This window comes from Maritalea myrionectae (assembly GCF_003433515.1).
Taxonomy (GTDB): Bacteria; Pseudomonadota; Alphaproteobacteria; order Rhizobiales; family Devosiaceae; genus Maritalea; species Maritalea myrionectae.
Window position 1 is genome coordinate 827,271 of the sequence record NZ_CP021330.1, and the last position, 17,992, is coordinate 845,262.

Below are 17,992 nucleotides of genomic sequence, written 5' to 3' on the forward strand. Positions count from 1 at the left end.
TTGAAAAACCCCGGACCTTGCGCCGGGGTTTTTTGTTGCGTGGCTGTTTTTGTCGGACAATAAAAAGCGTTGACGCGGCGTTCGATTGCCACTATCCCCGTCAGTGGGCCACCCCTCCCCAACGAGGGGCGCCTATCTGAAAGGGTAGCAACATGACAGATATTTTGAAGCCGGACGTGCGCCCGGCGAATCCCAGATTCTCATCTGGGCCGTGCACAAAACGTCCTGGTTGGACACCTGAATTTCTCAATGACAATTTGTTGGGTCGCTCTCACCGCGCCAAGCCTGCGAAGGCTCGCATTCAATATGCGATTGATTTGACGCGTGAATTGCTCAACGTTCCTGATGATTATCGCATCGGCATCGTGCCTGCATCTGACACAGGTGCGGTTGAGATGGCTCTGTGGTCCATGCTGGGCGAACGCGGCGTTGATATGCTGGCGTGGGAAAGCTTTGGCGCTGGCTGGGTTACCGATGTGGTCAAGCAGCTCAAGCTGGACGATGTGCGTGTGCTTGATGCGGATTACGGCAAACTCCCTGACCTTGGCCAAGTGGATTGGACCCGCGATGTGGTCTTTACTTGGAACGGCACCACCTCAGGTGTGCGTGTGCCAAATGCAGATTGGATTGATGCGGACCGCGAAGGTCTGAGCATTTGCGATGCGACCTCTGCTGCATTCGCGCAAGAGCTTGATTTCGCAAAGTTGGATGTCACCACTTTTTCTTGGCAAAAAGTGCTGGGCGGCGAAGGTGCTCATGGCGTGATCATTCTTTCTCCTCGTGCGGTTGAGCGTTTGGAAAATTATGCGCCGGATCGGCCATTGCCCAAAATTTTCCGCCTAACCAAAGGCGGCAAGCTGATCGAAGGTATTTTCGAGGCCGCGACGATCAACACGCCATCCTTGATGGTGATTGAAGATGCAATCGACGCCATGGAATGGGCGAAAACGTTGGGTGACAATGGCTTGCAAAAGCGGGCTGACGCCAATTTCAACCTGTTGAATGCATGGGTTGAAGCAACGGATTGGGTGGCCAATCTGGCTGAGGTGCCTGAAACGCGGTCCAACACGTCTGTGTGCTTAAAGATCGTTGATCCTGAGATCACCGCGCTTGATGCAGACACCCAAGCCAAATTCGCCAAGGCGATTGCCACGCGGCTGGATCAAGAAGGCGTGGCCTTCGACATTGGGGCCTATCGCGATGCCCCAGCGGGCTTGCGGATTTGGGCCGGTTCCACGGTTGAGACAGCCGATTTGGAAGCCTTGACCCATTGGCTCGATTTTGCTTTTGCGGCAGAAAAAGCGGCGCTTTAGGCGCCTCCTAAAGAGAAGACCGGCTGACGGAAAACCGCCAGCCTTTTTCCCAAAATTTTGACATTTATGGAGGCTCCTATGCCTAAGGTTCTCGTATCCGACAAGCTGAGCGAAACAGCTGTACAAATTTTCCGCGACAATGGCGTGGATGTAGATTTTTTGCCTGATGTGGGCAAAGACAAAGAAAAATTGCTTGAAATCATCGGCCAGTATGATGGCTTGGCCATTCGTTCCGCCACCAAGGTGACCGAGAAAGTGATTGCGGCCGCCGACAATTTGAAAGTTGTTGGTCGCGCCGGTATTGGCGTGGACAATGTGGATATCCCACAAGCCACCGCCAAAGGCATCATTGTGATGAACACGCCTTTTGGCAACTCCATTACCACTGCGGAACATGCCATTTCTTTGCTGCTGTCCTTGGCCCGTCAAATCCCAGCTGCTGATGCATCTACGCGTGCGGGCAAGTGGGAAAAGTCCAAGTTTATGGGCGTGGAAGTGACCGCCAAAACGCTGGGCATTATTGGCTGCGGCAATATTGGTGCTATCGTTGCTGACCGGGCCCAAGGCCTTAAGATGAAAGTGATCGCGTTCGATCCGTTTTTGACACCGGAACGTGCGCTTGATCTGGGCGTTGAAAAGGTCGAGCTCGATGAGCTGCTGGCGCGGGCCGATTTTATCTCTTTGCATACGCCGCTAACCGACGCGACACGCGGCATCATTAGCGCTGAGAATATCGCCAAGATGAAAACTGGTGCCCGCCTGATCAACTGTGCCCGCGGTGGTTTGGTTGATGAGGTCGCGCTAAAAGAGGCTCTGGAAAGCGGCAAGCTTGCTGGCGCCGCCATGGATGTGTTTGAGGTGGAACCCGCCACCGATAATCCATTGTTTGAGGCACCAAATCTGATTGCCACACCACACCTTGGCGCGTCTACCAATGAGGCGCAGGAAAATGTGGCATTGCAAGTGGCCGAGCAAATGAGTGCCTATTTGATGCATGGGGCCATTTCCAATGCGTTGAACTTCCCTTCAATCTCTGCGGAAGAAGCGCCACGCTTGATGCCATTTGTGAAACTGGCGGAAATGCTGGGCAGCTTTGCGGGGCAATTGACCGAGAGCGGCATTAAAGGCGTGCGGATTGAGTTTGAAGGCCATGTGGCCGATCTCAATACCAAGCCGATGGTTTCTGCCTTGCTCACCGGTGTGCTCAAGCCATTGTTGGGCGATGTGAACATGGTGTCCGCGCCGGTATTGGCGAAAGACCGTGGTATGCACGTGGAAACCGTCAATCGCGAACAGCAGGGCGCCTATGAAAACTATATCCGCCTGACTGTGATTACCGAGCGGCAGGAACGTTCAGTCGCCGGCACCGTGTTTGCGGATGGCAAGCCACGCTTGATCCAGGTGAAGGGCGTGAATATGGAAGCGGAAATCACGCCGGCCATGCTTTACATCACCAATGAAGACAAGCCTGGCTTTATCGGCCGTTTGGGCACTTTGTTGGGCAATGAAGGCGTCAATATCGCCAACTTCAACTTGGGTCGTGTAGAAAGCGGCGGTGACGCCATTGCTTTGATCAATATTGACGGTGAGTTGAGCGACAAGCAATTGGCCACCATTGCCGCGCTGGAAGGCGTAAAGCAGGCCAAGTCACTAAAATTCTAAGTCCTTTAGACTAGAAATTCAGCCGATGCGCGCTGCAGCGCGCATCTAATGAGGGTAGGGAAAGCGTGGTTGAGCAGGCTTTCCCTATTTCATTTTCAGCTCAATAATGTGGTGGGCGCTCATCGATCTCACCGCTGCCGCCATTATCGATCTCTTGCATTTGCGCATAGAGCTTGGCGATTTCGCGGTTGAGTTTGTCAAACTCGGTCCATTGCTTGGTGATGGTTTGGTTTAGATCATCGATTGTTTGCTCTTGATAGGCCACGCGCATTTCCAAGGTTTCAATGCGCTCTAACAATTCTTTATGTTCGCTCATTATCCGACTCTTTCTCCTCTTCCATCGCGGCTTTCAAGGCTTCGCGTTTTTTGGCGGTGCGCACCGCATATTCGGCCATGGTGATGCCTGAAATAATGAAGACTGCTGCAACAAAATGGTAGGTCTGAAGCGCTTCGCCGATGATGATGACCGAAAGGACAGCCCCAAAAAGGGGCAGCGCATTGATGAACAGGCTGGCGCGGTTGGCGCCGATCAGCTCCACCCCGCGGGCATAAAAAAGCTGCGAGAGGATCGAGGGGAAAAGGCCAGTATAGATCACCAATACCCAGCCGAGCAGCGTGATGTCGCCAATGCCGGACACAAAGGCGGGCAGGCCACCTAAAAAGATTTGATAGAACAGTGCGCCAAGGGTGGCGAAAAAGAAGGTGACCGCCAAAAAGGTCATCCAGTGTACCGTTGGGCGATAGCGCAAGGTGACAGAGTAAGACGCATATATGACGCAGGCGATGAGGATCAGTCCGTCACCAATATTGATATCCATGCGGGCCAAGCGCATCGGGTTGCCCGCTGTGGCCACATAGATGACGCCCACGAGGGTGAGCACAACACCCAACAGTTGTAGCGGGTAGGCGCGTTGTCTGAACAAAACAAAATTGGCGAGCATCACCATCATGGGGATGGAGGCCTGCTCGATGGCACCATTCACCGCTGTGGTGTGTTTGGCGCCCAAGTAAAGAAAGAGGTTGAAACCAGCAAAGCCAACAGCGCCATAAGCGGCCAGCAGCCAGGTTTTTTTGATCAATACGGGCAGATCATTTCTCAAATGCGGCCAAGCAAACGGCAAGATGATCAAGAAACCCAAAGCAAAACGACCCGCAATCAGGCTGGTGGGTTCAATATCGCCCACGGCCAATTTTCCAGCCACCATATTGCCGCCCCAAAACAGGGAGGTCAGCACCAAAAGCACGTAGGGCTGATTAAACAGTTGATGGAAGGGATTTTTTCTTACGTTTACTGCGGATTGTGGTTTTGTCATAGGTTCACTTTTGCTATATCAGCTTCGCTTATCAGGTTTTGAACCGGTTCTAAACACCCAAGTGAACCGAAAGATCAGCTTTTGCGGGCAATGGGTATCTTTTTGGGCATTATTCTGTCCCAATCCTATGTCAATGAAACTGATCGCGAAGGAGAAATAGTTTAAATGGCAAATGTTGTTGTGATCGGCTCCCAGTGGGGCGATGAAGGCAAAGGCAAGATTGTAGACTGGTTGAGCGAACGCGCCGATGTTGTGGTGCGGTTCCAAGGCGGTCACAATGCCGGCCATACTTTGGTGATCGATGGGGTCACGTATAAAACAGCATTGTTGCCGTCTGGCGTTGTGCGCCCGGGCAAATTCTCCGTGATTGGCAATGGTGTTGTGGTTGACCCGCACCATTTCGTCAAAGAGCTGGCGCTGTTGCGCGGGCAAGGGGTGGCGATTTCGCCTGAGAATTTGATGGTGGCGGATAATGCGTGTTTGATCCTGTCGCTGCACCGCGAGCTGGATAGCTTCCGCGAAAATTCAAATGCGGGTCTGAAGATCGGCACCACCAAGCGCGGCATGGGCCCTGCTTATGAGGATAAAGTGGGCCGTCGGGCCATCCGCGTGGCTGACTTGGCTGATCCTGAGGTTTTGAAAACCAAGATTGAGCGCTTGTTGCGTCACCACAATGCTTTGCGTCGCGGCTTGGGTATTGACGAAATGAAAGCCGAGACCATCTATGATGAATTGATGGAAGTGGCTGACGAAGTGCTGCCTTTTGCTGGCCGGGTTTGGGAACGATTGAACCAAATGCGCCGCGATGGCAAACGCATCTTGTTTGAAGGCGCGCAAGGGGCGTTGCTGGATATTGAGCACGGCACCTACCCGTTTGTGACCTCGTCCAACACCATTGGTGGCCAGGCGGCCAACGGGTCAGGGCTTGGGCCTGGCGCTTTGGATTATGTTTTGGGCATCACCAAAGCCTACACCACGCGTGTGGGTGAAGGACCTTTCCCCACTGAACAATTGAATGACATTGGCGAATATCTCGGCGAAAAAGGCCATGAGTGGGGCGTAAACACGGGCCGTAAGCGGCGTTGCGGTTGGTTTGATGCGGTTTTGGTGAAACAAACAGTTCAGGTTTCTGGCATCAATGGCATCGCCTTAACCAAGCTTGATGTTTTGGATGGTATGGAAGAAATCAAAGTTTGCGTTGGTTATGAATTGGATGGCGAGCGGATCGATTATTTGCCCTCCACCATGCAGGGCCAAGCAAATGTGCAGCCAATTTATGAGACCCTGGCAGGTTGGCAAGGCACCACAGCGGGCGCACGTTCGTGGGCGGATTTGCCAGCAGAAGCAGTGAAATATGTACGGCGGATCGAAGAGTTGATCGGCACCCCTGTTGCGGTTCTATCCACATCTCCGGAGCGTTTAGACAGCATTTTGGTGCATGACCCTTTTCAAGACTAAGTTTTTTTCGCTACAACTAATAAGGGGTTAATATCCCAGGGGAATGAGTTTGAGTAGCTAATGGCAGATTATAGAGAGCTTTTGCGCCGGGCGATTGACGCCTTGCCGGAGAATAACGGCACAGCCCGACGGGCTGTTTACGAAAAAGCGCGTTCTGCGCTGGTGACGCAATTGCATGCGATTGACCCGCCCATTCCCCCGCGTGATATCACGCAGCACCGTTTGACCTTGGAGGATTGTATTCGCCAGGTTGAACAGGAAGCGACTGAAAAACTTCTGCAAGGCCTGTCGCATCGCGAGCAAGAAGAGGTCGTGGAAGAGACGGCACCCGAACCTTCAACAGCTGAAGAAGCGCAAGAAGATGCGGCCATGGACGCTGCGCCTTCGCCTGAGGACATAGATGTTGAGCCGGAAGCTGAGGATGAACCTGTTGCCGCGGCACCGGAAGAGGACATAACAGAGGCCGCGCCAGAGGATATCTCTGCAGACGAAGAACCTGCAGTTGCAGAAGAAGTTGTTCCGCAAGATGACGCCGCCGAACCTGCTTCGGATGATAATGCCGCCGCTGAGCACATAGTGGACGAAGAGAGCGTTGACGATAGTTTTGAGCAAGCGCCAATTGGCGAAGATTTTGCAGCCGAGACTGAAGCCACTGATGATGAGATTTCAGATGCAGCTTTAGACGACGCAGATGTTGCCGAACAAGACACAGCTGCAGAAAGCGATGACGCGCCGACAGAAGCGCCCAAATCTTCTGATGTTTTGGAGCCTGACCATTCTACTACCGAGGATGCGGATGTTGCTGAGGAGCAGGTGGATGGCAGCGCTAATGATGATGCTGAAGAAGCGCAAGACGACGATGTTGAAGCGCCCCTTCAGGATGTAGAAGAGACGTCGGACGAAACATCAATCGATGATTTGGTTGAACAGCTGGAAACGTCCACCGACGATCAAAATGATTATCGTGCGTCCAGTGTAGATGATGTCATTGCGCAAGCGCGCGCCGCTGCGGCGGTAGATGCGCCCATCCCGAATGTGAGCGCCGATAAGCCATCGTCAAGCACGAACATTGAGGCAGCGCTCTCAAGCGTGCGCGAAGTCGATGTGGACCTTGATGATCCCAGCACTGCAGATGCCGACAATGACGACGCGCAAGCGGCGATTGATCGTGCGCTGATGGCTTTGGACCGCGAAGCTGAAGGCAAACATGATGCCGATGCTGATGAAGCGCTGATGGATGAAAGTTCATCAGGTACGATCACTGCGGCGACCCGCGACGAACCAGAGATGATTGAAGACAGCCCGGAGTTTGTTGAAGATGAACAAACTGGCGGCGGTGGCGGTCTTTTGGTGTTTTTCGGCGTTTTTGTGTTGCTGATCGCGCTGTTGGGCGGCGGCACATATTGGGCGTGGCGCGAAGGTTATGTCAATCTTGATCCCATCTTCAAACAGGTCGGGTTGAGTGAATTTATCGTGGGCGAACCTGCAGATGACGCAACGGCAAATGATGACCAGCCTAGCGATCAAGTGGACACGCCATCCGAAACGAATGTGCGTGATGTCACGCCAGGAAATACGGAAACATCGACGCCAGTTGAAAGCAATACGGCACGCTTGACCCCCGAGGTGGATGATAGCCCGGCCGCTGCGGATGAGGGCGATGCCCCTGTTACTGCTGATGACAATGTAACCAACCCGGATGATAGCACGCCGACAACGGACGACAGCGCGACAACAGATGTGGCGGAAACGCCGACAACGAGCGACACGCCAGCAGATGAGAGCACGGATACGGCGACCAATGATGACGCGCGGTTGCCCAGCGCTGACGATACGACGGCGACAGATGAGACGCCTGAAAATCCGTTGAATGTGGAAGACCCGAATACGCAAGCCGCTGCGGCGGGCGCACAATCCTTGTTGATCGAGGAGCAAACGAGCGGCTCCGGCGGTGCGGTGCCGTTTTCCGGCCAAACAGAATGGTCGCGTGAAGTTGATGAGTTGGGCTTACCAACCATCCGGGCCGTGGCGTCCATACCAGCGCGTAATTTGTCGGTCGATGTGTTGATCCGCAAGAATAGCGATGAAGCGCTGCCAGCAAGTCATTTGATCGAAGTGAACTTTAGCGTCACAGACAGCTTCTTGGGCGGCAGCATTGCTAGCCTGCCTGGCGTCTTGATGAAAAACCAAGAATTGGCGCAGGGCACCACATTGGTGGGTGCCTCCGTGCGGATTGTCGATAATTCGTTCCTGTTCGCCATGAGCGGCGCGGAAAATGATGTTGCCCGCAACATCGAACTGCTGGGTCAAAATGGTTGGCTGGATCTTCCCTTGATTTATGGCACGGGGCGCAAAGCTATATTGACGCTCGAAAAAGGCGCACGCGGCACCGAATTGTTCGAAGAAGTGCTGGCCGAGTGGGCCGAGAATTAGGCTAAAGCGCGTGCAGCTTTCCCCGGGAAAGGGAGAGCTGCCGCGTGGCCAATTCGGTTAGATCTTTTTGATGATGGCTCACCAAAATGGTGTGCCATTTTTTTTGGGTCACCAACTGGCGCACCAATTGCCGCATCTCGTCTGCAGTTTGGTCATCAAGGGCGGAGAACGGCTCGTCAAGCAGCAAGATAGGGCGATCGCGCCCCAAGGTGCGCGCCAGGGCCACACGTTGCTGCTGCCCGCCTGAGAGCTCTGCACATATGGATTTTTCAAACCCGTTCAGGTCAACTTGCGCCAATAGGGCATCCGCACCTTTGGGTTCGTCGAGGCCCAGCTCAACATTTTTTTGTGCGGTGAGGTGTTCAAACACATTGTCTTTTTGAAACAGGATCGAAATCGGGCGTTGCTCTGTGGGCAGTGGCGCCAATTCTTGATCATCGAGGGTGATGCGGCCGCTTTGCGCACGCAAAAACCCGGCGATCAAATCCAAAAGGGTGGATTTGCCAGAGCCGCTTTTGCCCGAGATGCCCAATATTTCTCCCGCCTCAACCTGCAATGAAAAGTCATATTGTGGCGCCTGAGGACCATAGCTGAACTGAAGTTGGTTGATATTAAGCACGGCGTTTAATCCTGAACAGATGGGGCAGGGCCCAAAAACTAAAAATCACAAGCGCCAAGAGGATGCCTGCGATCAGCGCGGCGTCGTTGGAGCGGTAGCTGCCTAAGGCACGGTACATGAGCCACGGCAAAGTGGAAAATTCGTCAGTGCCGAACAGGGCAATCACCCCCACATCGCCGAGGGAGAAGGTGAAGCCTAAAGCAAACACATAGCCTGCCTCTCGACGGGACAAGGGCCATTCAATATGGCGGAAACGTTGCCATCCAGTCATGTTGAGGGACATGGACAGTTTGCCATAGCGGTTGGCCAATTTCTCATAGGATGGGGTGAGGGCGGCGCTTGCCAGTGGCAACGCCAACAGGGCGTTGGCTAAAATCAGAACCCATATGCCGACTGCCTCTGTGGGCAGCGCCAGATGGCGGGTGATGAGAAAAAAGCCAAGGCCCAAGACCATAGCGGGCATGGCCATATAGGCGAAGATTGGCGCGCCCAAAATCATGCGGAACAGGCGGGGCCATCGCGCTGTGCCCAGCTTTTCGGCGCGCTTCAGCTCGCCGCGGGCGGTGGCCAGCAACGTGGCCAAAACCAGCGTGAGGCTTGCGCTGACGCTGGCGATGGTAAGGCTGGCTTGCAAGGCGCGCAAAAACTTTTCTTGGCCCAAATATGGAATAAGCGCTGGCGAAATAGCCTTTTGGATAATGGCGAAAAGCGGTGTCAGATAAAATGCGGCGATCAGCAGGAGCAGGCCAAGCAGCATCCATTTTTCGCGACCGATGGCTGGCCACAGATTTTGCATGCTGGCTTCGCCAATCATCATGCTTTTGGTATTCCAATTGGCGGCGGGCACAATAATGATCAGGCAGAAAAGCAGCTGCGTAGCGGCCAGAAGGGCGGCGCGATTTAGGTCAAAGTCGAGCCGCACGGCTTCGAAAATCGCGACCTCAAAAGTGGCATTGGCTGGGCCGCCGCCCAGCAACAGCACAAGGGCAAATGAGGTGAAGCACATCAGGAAGATGGTTGCGGCGAGGCCGGGGATAGCCGGTTTCAGCGCTGGCCATTCGATATAGCGAAAGCGCGCCATGGGACTGAGGTTTAAAGAGCGGCCCAATTTCAATTTTGTCGCCGGGGTACTGGCCAATCGGTCATAGAATAAACGCGCGGCGAAAGATCCGTTGAGCAGGGTGTGGGCCATCAGGATGCCAACCAGCCCGAAAATGGAAAAATTCAAATCGAAATCAAAAAGTGCCTTTGCCCCTTCGCGCAACCATCCGGCGCGCCCCCAAACGGCCAGCAGGCCAAAGGCGACAATGATGGTGGGCAGCACCAAACCAGCCGAGAGCAGGGCGAGGGCGAGGCCTTTGCCTTTAAAGCGTAAGCGATATAGCGCCACCGCGGCGAATGCGCCAACGATCAGCGAGAAGAAAACCGACAGCCCGGCTTGAATGGAGCTCATGCGCAACAGGTGCAAAAGATTGGCGCTGAGGGCACTTTGATTTGAGGGCAGATTTTGCGCGGCATTGACGATAACGAACAACACCAAAAAGATTGTGGCGAACACAAAAAAGGTGATCAGTAGGCCACTGAAGAAGCGCCAGTTAAAAGGCAGACGCGCCGCCGCACGGGGCGGCGACGCGTTTGTTGATGTCGAATTATTGGCCGATTGCGGCAAAGAAGTCATCAATATATTGCTTTGTGTTTTGCCCGACTGTCTCGTCGTCCAAGATCAGGCTTTTTTCTTCTGGCAACGGGGTGTCGAACCCTTCTGGCAGGCCATCATCCAGGGCCACTACTGGGAACATCCAGTTGGTGGTTGGAATGATTTTTTGGCCGTCTTGGCTCACCAAGAAGCGCAAGAAATCGCTGGCGAGATCCTTTTGCTCAGAGCTTTCCAGAATGCCAGCCAATTCCACTTGTACATAGTGGCCTTCTTCAAACTGTGCGGCCAGATATTTGTCCTCTTCCTCCGCGATGCGGTGGTAGGAAGGGGAGCTGGTGTAAGACAACACCATATCCACTTCACCTTCCAGGAACAGGCTATAGGCTTCTGACCACCCTTTGGTGACGGTCAGGATATTTGGCGCAATATCGGCCCAAAGCTCATCTGCTTGATCGCCTTTGGCTGCCTGCATCCAAAGCACTAGGCCAAGGCCCGGGGTGGACGAACGTGGGTCCTGAACAGCAATTTTGAAATTGTCGTCCATTGCCGCCAATTCTTCGAAAGAAGATGGTGGAGTTTCGATTTTGCTGCTGTCGTAAACGAAGGCAAAATAGCCATAGTCGAAGGGCACGAATTGGTCCGACCCATAGTCCACAGGCAGATCGAGCGCTGAAAGGTCCACATTGTGGTCAGCGAACAATGCGGTGTTTTTGGCTTCGGCCGCAACGCTGGTGTCTAGCCCCAGAATGATATCAGCTTTGGTGCCTGGGCCTTCCAATTGCGCTTTGCGCAGGGCGCCAATTGACGAATCAGCGCCAACGAAATCAACTTCGCAGTCGCAGTTTGCTTCAAATCCGGCTTTAAGTTGTGGCCCTGGGCCCCAATCTGCGGCAAAGCCGTCATAGGTGTAAATGGTGAGGGTGGGCTTGTCTTGCGCGGTTGCGGCGGCAACAAGGGTTGAAAAGCCCACAAGCGCCGCAAGTCCGATTTTTTGAAAAGACATTTCTTTCTCCTTGGAAACAGGACATATTGCGATCGTGCTTGAAAGGGGAAAGTTGAAGGCGGGAACTTGGTTCCGTGTCGCTCAAACTCCCTCCGCCAGCATGACCTGGTTCAGGTTCAATGGGTGAATTCTCAGCTCATCGTATGAGCACCCCAGTGAGACAGGGGCCAACCTATCTGAAATGGAATAAGATTCAAGAGCGAATATGCGGCAAGATAACCACGTTTTTCCCGAGTTAGAGTACGATACGCCTGTTGTTGTGTTGGGCGGCGGGTTCGTTGAAATTGCCGAACTGCAGCGCTTGGTGGCCAAAGGCTATCCTGTGGTGGCAGCGGATGGGGCGGCGCATGTGGCGCTGGCGGCCGGGGTGCCGATTGCGGCGATCATTGGCGATATGGATTCATATGTGCCCGTGCATAATTTGCCGAAGGAAACGCAGATTGTGCATGTGCCGGAACAGGCCACAACGGACTTTGAAAAATGCCTCTATCGAACCAAGGCGCCGACCTATATTTGCCTGGGCATGATCGGCAAACGGTTCGACCATTCTTTGGCAGCATTACATGCGGCACAAAAATACGGGCAGACCAAAAAACTGATCCTGGTGGATGAAACCGATGTGATCGCGGTGATTTCCGGCCCGGTTTCGTTTGATGTGCCTGTTGAGACGCGGATATCCGTTTATCCCCTGTCGGCCATTGAAATGGACTATTCCAAGGGGTTGGCATATCCGCTTGATGGGCTATGTTTGGCGCAGGGCGATGTGATCAGCACTTCCAATTGTGCGGTAGAGCCAAACATTGAAATTGTGCCCCATGGTGACCATGCTCAGCCCTATTTGTTGATTTTGCCCAATCAGTTTTTGGACGTTTTAACTGAGATAGAGATGTCAAATGTATCAGCCCCCCGCTTTTAAGGAAGATCGACCCGAGGTGTTGCAGCAACTAGTGCAACGCCATCCCTTGGCCATGTTGGCCTGCAATGGGGAGGGGGTGCCGATTGTCAATCATGTGCCGATGATTTGGAAAACGCAAAATGGTGCGCCGGTTTTGCTGGCGCATTTGGCGCGGGCCAATGATTTGATAAAGCGCATGGATGACGGGCAAGAAGCGCTGGCGATTTTCCAAGGGCCGACGCACTACATCACCCCCAACTGGTATCCGGGCAAAAAAGAGCATGGCAAAGAGGTGCCCACCTATAATTATATGGTGGCGCATTTGCGCGGCACGTTGCAGTTTCACGAGGATGCCGACTGGCTGTTATCGCAACTGAACGGCCTGACCGATCAGATGGAAGCAGGGCGGGACGCGCCATGGTCTGTTGACGATGCGCCGGATGAGTTTACGACGCGACAGCTTAAGGGCATTTACGGGGTGGAATTGCGGATCACCGACATGGTGGGCAAATGGAAAGTCAGCCAAAATCGTGCCGCCGCCGATCAGCAAGGCGTTGTTGCGGGATTGCGCGGGGAAGGCAATGACGAGGCGCTGCATATGGCAGACCTCATCAGCTCAAAACAATAGATTGGCGTTGGGTTAGGCGTTTTCCAGCATGGCGCGCTTAACTTCAGCTTGCACTTTTTCAAACGCGCGCACTTCGATCTGGCGGATGCGTTCGCGAGAAACGTCGAATTCCTGCGCCAGCTCCTCCAACGTTAAAGGGGGCTCCTTCAGGCGGCGGGCTTCAAAGATTTTTTGCTCCCGCTCATTGAGCACATTCATTGCGTCTTTCAGCAATTGCATGCGTTCGTCAAATTCTTGGCTGTCGCCGAGCACTTTTTCCTGGCTGGGGGCTTCGTCCACCAACCAGTCTTGCCATTGTGAGGCACCTTCGTCAGAGCGCATGGGCGCGTTCAGCGAAGCGTCGCCCGTGAGGCGTTCATTCATGGACACCACTTCATCTTCGGAAACCGAAAGGGTGGTGGCGATCTGTTTGATTTGATCCGGGTGCAGCGCGCCATCTTCAAGCGCGGCCAATTGGCCCTTCACTTTGCGCAGGTTAAAGAACAAACGCTTCTGCGCTGCCGTGGTGCCGATTTTCACCAATGACCAGGAGCGCAAGACATATTCTTGAATGGAGGCGCGGATCCACCACATGGCGTAGGTGGCCAAGCGGAAGCCTTTATCCGGTTCAAAGCGTTTCACCGCCTGCATCAGGCCGACATTGCCCTCGGAAATAACTTCAGAAATGGGCAGGCCATAGCCGCGATACCCCATGGCGATTTTCGCCACGAGGCGTAAATGTGAAGTGATGAGTTTTTGTGCTGCTTCAGGGTCTTCATGCTCTTTATAGCGTTTGGCGAGCATAAACTCCTCGTCAGGTTCCAGCATTGGGAACCGGCGGATCTCCTGCAAATAGCGTGACAATCCACTATCGGATGTCAGTGTCGGCAAATTAGACTGGGCCATAAAGCACCCTCACTCCTACCATGATCGCCATTTATGCTTTGCGCATCAAACAGCAATTGTGCGCTTCGAACTCGAACACGCGGAAAATCAATTAGCTCGTTCACTATATAGGTTCGATATAGGGTATTTCATCCCCTAAAGTTGAAAAAATATCATGCAAATTTGTATTTATTGTGAAAAATCATCTTCAGACGCCGCTGAAAGCGCAGATTCAAGTTCTGACATGTCTTTAGGCAGCGGCGCGGTGAACACCATTTTTTCCTTGGTAACGGGGTGCTCAAAGCCCAACAATGCGGCGTGCAGCGCTTGCCGGTTGAGCGCCTTCAGCGCCTGTTGCGCGGGCATGGGCAGATTGCGTATCTTGCTTTCCATGCCAATGCCATAAGTGGCGTCACCCAAAAGGGGGTGACCAATATGGGTCATGTGCACGCGGATCTGGTGGGTTCGCCCGGTTTCGAGACGACATTTGACGCGCGCAACCGTCCATTTATGACCGCCAAAAACATGGTCGAGCTTAAAATGGGTGATGGCGTTGCGGCCGCCTTCTTTAAGCACAGCCTGCTTTGTGCGGTTTTTGGGGTCGCGTCCAATTTGGGTTTCAATTCGGCCTTTGGGCGGGCGCGGCTCGGCCCACACCAATGCGATATATTCGCGTTCCAACGGTCCCGTGCGCCCATGATCAGCAAATTGCGCGGCCAAGTGATTGTGTGCCTGCTCGGTTTTGGCCACCACGATGACACCCGTTGTGTCTTTATCGAGCCGATGCACGATGCCAGGGCGCTTAACGCCGCCAATGCCGACGAGGCTGTCGCCGCAATGATAGAGCAGGGCGTTGACCAATGTGTCTTCATCCAACCCCGGGGCCGGGTGCACCACCATGTTGGCCGGTTTGTTGATCACGATCAGTGCATCGTCCTCATGCAAAATATCCAAGGTGATATTTTGGGCGAGGGGAGCGGCATCAACAGGTGGGGGTAAAATCAAGTTGATCTGTTGATCTTGTTTGACGCGGTATTTCGGCTCGCTTATGGTCGCGCCATCAATGGTGAGCGCATCTTGGCGGATCAGATCTTGGCAGCGAGAGCGGCTGATATCCTGCGCAAAATGGGCCACAACCACATCCAGCCGTTTTCCCACCCATTCGGGGGTGACGGTAAAGTTTAGCGTGTCTTGCGCGTCCGAGGAGTCTGCGGTCATGACGAATAATAGTCCTAATACTGATCAACCCAAAGAAGAGCTTACGCCAGAAGCCGAGGCGGTGATCAACCGGGCGCGGCGGTCCTTCGGTGTGTCGATCATGATAATGTTGGTGGGCTTTATCGCTGTTGCGGGCGCACTTGTCTATCGCGTGATGCAAAATTCTAGCGCCGATCAATATCAGGCGCAGTCAATCGCGCTGCCCCAAGGGGCTGAAGTGCGCAACGCTGTCGCCCAATCCGGCACCATCACACTCACCTTGGATGTTGAGGGAGAAACAGTGGTGCGCATCGTGGATGCGAAAACGGGCAACGTGATCCGCGATATTCGTTTTACTCCAGAGATTGCTGAATAGTCGGCCGATTTATTGTTGGCCAGCGACGCGTTTGAGCGCCTCCATGCGATCAGACACGCGACCTGAGCGGGTGTCCTCGCTTGCGGGTTTAGGCGTGTCCAACTCTTCAAGGCCTTCATCGGCATATTTGCGCACGCGGTCAAATAGGCTTTCTTCGTGCTCTTCAGGCGCGTCTGCATCATTGGCATAAACGATGTGGCTCACATCTACGGCGAGGTCCTCAAGGCGACGGCGCAGGGCATCATGATCGCCATTTGGGGCATCAAAATTGGCCAAAATATCTTCTTCAATGTCTTTGATGCGGCCGCCAATATCGTTCAGTTCATCTTCAAGTGAAAGCTCTGAGGCCAAAGTCGGCGCCGCTTCCTGAGGCTGTGGGCGGGCGGTTTCTTCGTCCCGCAATCCTTCTTCAGAAATACGCTTGAAGCGTTCCGCCGTGATGCGAATTTGGGCCTCGGCCTCGTCAATCAGGTCAGGAATACCATTGTCCAGCAAGTCTTCGGCGGAGAGTTTGTATTTGGCCTTAATCTGCTTGATCTGCTCCACGCTGGCTTGAAAGCGTTTTTCAAGATTATCGGCGCGTTGCTTTTGCACTTGCACAGCATTGATCAAATTGCCGGTGTCGCGGTCATAATCACCAGTCATTTTGGCATCGTTGAATGCTGAGATGGTGGCGGAATTGGCAATGTTGGCCACGGCGCGTGCCTCATCCAATTCCTGGATTTTGTCGGCTAGGTCACGTTCACGGGCGCGCAGCCGCTGTGACAGGTTGGTGGTTTCCACCTCATAGGCACGTACCTGATCGCGCAGGCTCTCATTGCGATCTTCCATTTCATCTGCAATGGAGATGGCTTCATCATATTCGCGGGTTTGCAGTTCCAGCGTTTCGCGCATTTCCGTGAGTTCGTGCAAATGCGCTGCGCGCTTGTTGCGCAAATCGTCAAGTTGCAGTTCCAGCTTGCGCATATCCAAAGCATATTTTGCGCGCAGTTGGTCTTTTTCAGCCTTAAACTCGGTGAGGGTAACGGGGGTTGCAGCGGCGATGCGGCGCTTGGTGAGGCGCACAGCACGGCGCCAAACAGACGGCATGATAAGGAGCGCAAGAATTGATGCACACAAAAAGCCAAGTGCGGCAAACATCAAATTCTCGATTAACATGCACCAACTCCCTGAAGCAGCACGCGGACTTTGCGTACGCTCCATTGACGTAATCTTATATGGTGCAGTTTACAAGAAATAACAGCTCAGGTCACCACTATGTTGCTAAATAGTTAACTACAGTGACCTGAGAGAATGTGAAGAGCGCTCAAGCGCTTATAGGGGATTCCATGTGGGCTGTTGGGTAAATTTGAGATAGCCAACATTCACCCCAAGACGGGCGCCAACGCCGGAGCGGATTGGCACGATATATACGTCTTTATACTTCATAACGGTCATGCCGAGGCCGCCGACCATATAGGCGGAGCCTTCCACACCAGGATAGCGGCCATAAATGGCATTGGTGGATGGCAAATTATAAACCAGCATCATCACCTTGGAACCATCGGCACCAATATCAAAGCCAAGGGTTGGCCCCTGCCAGAAGAGCGAGTGGTTGCCGGCGTTCTTGGTGTAAAGCTGTCCTTCGCCATAGCGCACGCCACCGAACAGGGCGGCGGAGCCTTCCTGGCCCAAAATATAGCCGTTTGGCAGGCCATAATTTGACGCTGCGCGTTCCACCACAGAGGCAAGGCCTTGCGATACTTTGCCGAAGAATTGACCACCTGCATCCACCAGTTCGTCGGTCGAATAGTTATCCGACAAGGCGCCAGTTTGCGCATTGGCGCCGAGTGGCGCGAAGGTGAAGGTGACAAGAATTGAGAGTACTAAAGCGAGGCGCTTAATCATTGCACATGCAGTCCTTTAAGCTTTTTCCGCTGCTCCAACCTTCTTTGGCGAAGTATTGATGCAAAAGAATAGTGTTGCATTAACTTTGGCGTCATCCCTTGTTGGTAGAATCGTGCCGATTGCAACCAGAATAGATGCAAATCAAGGCAATGATGCGGCAATTCGGTAAACAAACATTAACGATAAGAGGGCTTTGGGGCATTTTTTCTTTGCTTTTGAGCCTTGGCTTTCTTGTGGCCCCGACAGCGGCCAATACAGAACGATTTATCCTTGATATTTATGTGACCAATCCCTTGTCCGGTTCCGCCATTGAAGGCATGGACCCGGTGAGCTATTTCACCGAGCAGGACCCGCTGGCTGGCACCCCAAAATACGAATATGAGTGGGAAGGTGTCTCTTGGTTCTTTGCCAATGAGGCGAATAAACGTGTGTTTATGTCGTCGCCGGAATCCTATGCGCCGCAATTTGGTGGCTATGGCCTCGCCGGTGTGGCGCGCGGTTATTTGTCAAAAGGCAATCCCCGCATCTATGTCATTCACAATCAGCGGCTTTATTTGTTCTATTCCCCGGGCAATCGTGAAGCGTTTTTGGTCGAAAAAGCGGCCATGTTGAACTATGCGCTTCAAAATTGGGACGGCCTAAAGGTTCGTTTGGCGCGTCGTTAAGGGGAAAATCTCAAGATTTTCA

Annotated in this window: 17 protein-coding genes and 1 riboswitch; of the genes, 8 read left to right on the forward strand and 9 right to left on the reverse strand. The window is 53.5% G+C overall.

Annotation, left to right across the window (positions count from 1 at the left end):
- Positions 1-152 precede the first annotated feature (152 nt).
- Positions 153-1,313: a phosphoserine transaminase gene (locus MXMO3_RS04165; RefSeq protein WP_117395032.1), complete on the forward strand. Its 1,161-nt coding sequence runs from the start codon at positions 153-155 to the stop codon at positions 1,311-1,313.
- A 78-nt stretch (positions 1,314-1,391) separates the two neighbouring features.
- Positions 1,392-2,975, forward strand: a complete 1,584-nt coding sequence (gene serA / locus MXMO3_RS04170) for a phosphoglycerate dehydrogenase (protein ID WP_036221860.1) — start codon at positions 1,392-1,394, stop codon at positions 2,973-2,975.
- 100 nt (positions 2,976-3,075) lie between these two features.
- Here the strand turns inward: serA and MXMO3_RS04175 are convergent, their stop codons facing one another.
- Together MXMO3_RS04175 and MXMO3_RS04180 are read right to left on the reverse strand one after the other, a co-directional pair.
- Positions 3,076-3,291 carry a SlyX family protein gene (locus MXMO3_RS04175; protein ID WP_117395033.1) on the reverse strand — a complete coding sequence of 72 codons (216 nt, stop codon included), beginning with the start codon at positions 3,289-3,291 and terminating at the stop codon, positions 3,076-3,078.
- On the reverse strand, positions 3,278-4,288 hold the full coding sequence (locus MXMO3_RS04180; protein ID WP_117395034.1) for a DMT family transporter: 1,011 nt from the start codon (positions 4,286-4,288) through the stop codon (positions 3,278-3,280). The genes MXMO3_RS04175 and MXMO3_RS04180 overlap by 14 nt, the downstream gene beginning before the upstream one ends.
- 165 nt (positions 4,289-4,453) lie before the next feature.
- Here MXMO3_RS04180 and MXMO3_RS04185 point away from each other — a divergent pair, with 165 nt between their 5' ends.
- Both MXMO3_RS04185 and MXMO3_RS04190 read left to right on the forward strand, forming a co-directional pair.
- Positions 4,454-5,746 (forward strand): adenylosuccinate synthase, encoded by a 1,293-nt coding sequence (locus MXMO3_RS04185; RefSeq protein WP_117395035.1) that lies wholly within the window; start codon positions 4,454-4,456, stop codon positions 5,744-5,746.
- A 60-nt stretch (positions 5,747-5,806) separates the two neighbouring features.
- The gene (locus MXMO3_RS04190; RefSeq protein ID WP_117395036.1) at positions 5,807-8,179 is read left to right on the forward strand and encodes a hypothetical protein; all 2,373 of its coding nucleotides are present in this window, start codon (positions 5,807-5,809) and stop codon (positions 8,177-8,179) included.
- Between the two features lies 1 nt (position 8,180).
- On the opposite strand, the gene MXMO3_RS04195 is transcribed toward MXMO3_RS04190, so the two are convergent.
- From MXMO3_RS04195 to thiB, 3 genes are read right to left on the reverse strand one after another with little or no spacing between them, the layout of a single operon-like run.
- Positions 8,181-8,798 (reverse strand): ATP-binding cassette domain-containing protein, encoded by a 618-nt coding sequence (locus MXMO3_RS04195; RefSeq protein WP_205468074.1) that lies wholly within the window; start codon positions 8,796-8,798, stop codon positions 8,181-8,183.
- A complete protein-coding gene (locus MXMO3_RS04200; protein WP_117395038.1) occupies positions 8,791-10,476 on the reverse strand; it encodes an ABC transporter permease family protein in 1,686 nt (561 codons plus the stop codon). Before MXMO3_RS04200 ends, MXMO3_RS04195 begins: the two co-directional genes overlap by 8 nt.
- On the reverse strand, positions 10,448-11,458 hold the full coding sequence (thiB, locus tag MXMO3_RS04205; RefSeq protein ID WP_117395039.1) for a thiamine ABC transporter substrate binding subunit: 1,011 nt from the start codon (positions 11,456-11,458) through the stop codon (positions 10,448-10,450). The genes MXMO3_RS04200 and thiB overlap by 29 nt, the downstream gene beginning before the upstream one ends.
- Positions 11,459-11,528: 70 nt before the next feature.
- Positions 11,529-11,623: riboswitch (TPP riboswitch) on the reverse strand.
- A gap of 40 nt (positions 11,624-11,663) precedes the next feature.
- Between thiB and MXMO3_RS04210 the strand changes: the two genes are divergently transcribed.
- Together MXMO3_RS04210 and MXMO3_RS04215 are read left to right on the forward strand one after the other, a co-directional pair.
- Positions 11,664-12,374, forward strand: a complete 711-nt coding sequence (locus tag MXMO3_RS04210) for a thiamine diphosphokinase (protein WP_117395040.1) — start codon at positions 11,664-11,666, stop codon at positions 12,372-12,374.
- A complete protein-coding gene (locus tag MXMO3_RS04215) occupies positions 12,352-12,981 on the forward strand; it encodes an FMN-binding negative transcriptional regulator (RefSeq protein ID WP_117395041.1) in 630 nt (209 codons plus the stop codon). The genes MXMO3_RS04210 and MXMO3_RS04215 overlap by 23 nt, the downstream gene beginning before the upstream one ends.
- Positions 12,982-12,993: 12 nt before the next feature.
- On the opposite strand, the gene rpoH is transcribed toward MXMO3_RS04215, so the two are convergent.
- Together rpoH and MXMO3_RS04225 are read right to left on the reverse strand one after the other, a co-directional pair.
- Complete coding sequence (rpoH, locus tag MXMO3_RS04220) at positions 12,994-13,866, reverse strand: RNA polymerase sigma factor RpoH (protein WP_027834935.1); 873 nt, start codon at positions 13,864-13,866, stop codon at positions 12,994-12,996.
- Positions 13,867-14,034: 168 nt separating this feature from the next.
- Complete coding sequence (locus MXMO3_RS04225; protein WP_117395042.1) at positions 14,035-15,063, reverse strand: RluA family pseudouridine synthase; 1,029 nt, start codon at positions 15,061-15,063, stop codon at positions 14,035-14,037.
- Here MXMO3_RS04225 and MXMO3_RS04230 point away from each other — a divergent pair.
- The gene (locus MXMO3_RS04230; RefSeq protein WP_117395043.1) at positions 15,062-15,418 is read left to right on the forward strand and encodes a DUF6476 family protein; all 357 of its coding nucleotides are present in this window, start codon (positions 15,062-15,064) and stop codon (positions 15,416-15,418) included. The two genes, MXMO3_RS04225 and MXMO3_RS04230, sit on opposite strands and share 2 nt — an antisense overlap.
- A gap of 9 nt (positions 15,419-15,427) precedes the next feature.
- On the opposite strand, the gene MXMO3_RS04235 is transcribed toward MXMO3_RS04230, so the two are convergent.
- Both MXMO3_RS04235 and MXMO3_RS04240 read right to left on the reverse strand, forming a co-directional pair.
- The gene (locus MXMO3_RS04235) at positions 15,428-16,576 is read right to left on the reverse strand and encodes a coiled-coil domain-containing protein (RefSeq protein ID WP_162889127.1); all 1,149 of its coding nucleotides are present in this window, start codon (positions 16,574-16,576) and stop codon (positions 15,428-15,430) included.
- A gap of 156 nt (positions 16,577-16,732) precedes the next feature.
- Positions 16,733-17,305, reverse strand: coding sequence for a DUF1134 domain-containing protein (locus MXMO3_RS04240; protein ID WP_117395045.1), 573 nt, complete (start codon positions 17,303-17,305; stop codon positions 16,733-16,735).
- Between the two features lie 134 nt (positions 17,306-17,439).
- On the opposite strand from MXMO3_RS04240, the gene MXMO3_RS04245 reads away from it, so the two are divergent.
- Positions 17,440-17,970, forward strand: a complete 531-nt coding sequence (locus MXMO3_RS04245) for a YHS domain-containing (seleno)protein (protein WP_117395046.1) — start codon at positions 17,440-17,442, stop codon at positions 17,968-17,970.
- Positions 17,971-17,992: the final 22 nt, after the last annotated feature.